A 507-nucleotide genomic window follows, 5' to 3' on the forward strand; every position below is an offset into this window, starting at 1 on the left:
GAAGTACCAGCTCAAACCCCGCGACTGGGAAGCCGCCGCACGCGAGGGACGCACCATCGCACCCCTCATCACCAAGCTCAACACCATCCGGCGGCGGCACCCGGCGCTACAGCGCCTGCGGAACCTCCGGTTCCATCAGACCGACAACGATGCCGTGCTCGCCTACAGCAAGCGCACGGGTACGGACACGGTCATCGTGGTCGTCAACCTCGACCCGCACCACACCCAGGAGGCCACGGTCTCGTTGGACATGCCGCAACTCGGCCTGGACTGGGACGCCGCCCCGTCCGTGCACGACGAACTGACGGGCGAGACGTACCACTGGGGCAGGACCAACTACGTGCGGCTCACGCCCGGCCGGGCGCCGGCGCACGTGCTCCACGTCGGGCGATCGACGCCCCAGATCGGAGGGCCCGCAGCGTCATGACCGTCAACGACCCCGTACCGGACACCTTCGAGGACACTCCCGCCAAGGACCGGGACCCGGAGTGGTTCAAACGCGCCGTC

Annotated in this window: 1 protein-coding gene; it reads left to right on the forward strand. The window is 68.6% G+C overall.

All coding sequences use genetic code 11. The features are described 5' to 3' along the window. Window positions 1–427: alpha-glucosidase C-terminal domain-containing protein (locus tag IE294_RS47215; protein ID WP_189895450.1), on the forward strand; the 427-nt coding region annotated here is incomplete at its 5' end. Window positions 428–507: the final 80 nt, after the last annotated feature.

Source organism: Streptomyces canarius (genome assembly GCF_014650735.1).
GTDB classification, from domain to species: Bacteria; Actinomycetota; Actinomycetes; order Streptomycetales; family Streptomycetaceae; genus Streptomyces; species Streptomyces olivaceoviridis.